This window comes from Escherichia sp. MOD1-EC6300, from assembly GCF_002965045.1.
Classification (GTDB): Bacteria; Pseudomonadota; Gammaproteobacteria; order Enterobacterales; family Enterobacteriaceae; genus Escherichia; species Escherichia coli_F.
In genome coordinates, this window is the sequence record NZ_PTRH01000074.1 from 1 (window position 1) to 324 (window position 324).

Below are 324 nucleotides of genomic sequence, written 5' to 3' on the forward strand. Positions count from 1 at the left end.
TGCGAAGGTGGCGGAATTGGTAGACGCGCTAGCTTCAGGTGTTAGTGTCCTTACGGACGTGGGGGTTCAAGTCCCCCCCCTCGCACCAAAAACCACGTTGATATTGCTCGCACTGGGCGAAGGTGGCGGAATTGGTAGACGCGCTAGCTTCAGGTGTTAGTGTTCTTACGGACGTGGGGGTTCAAGTCCCCCCCCTCGCACCAAACGAGGCGATATCAAAAAAGTAAGATGACTGTGCGAAGGTGGCGGAATTGGTAGACGCGCTAGCTTCAGGTGTTAGTGTCCTTACGGACGTGGGGGTTCAAGTCCCCCCCCTCGCACCAA

The 324-nt window shown here is 56.5% G+C and carries 3 tRNA genes; all 3 read left to right on the plus strand.

Features of this window, described 5'->3' with window-relative positions:
* Position 1 precedes the first annotated feature (1 nt).
* Positions 2-88, plus strand: a tRNA-Leu gene (locus BGE37_RS24860).
* A gap of 28 nt (positions 89-116) precedes the next feature.
* Positions 117-203 (plus strand) — tRNA-Leu (locus tag BGE37_RS24865).
* A gap of 33 nt (positions 204-236) precedes the next feature.
* A tRNA-Leu gene (locus BGE37_RS24870) sits at positions 237-323 on the plus strand.
* Position 324: the final 1 nt, after the last annotated feature.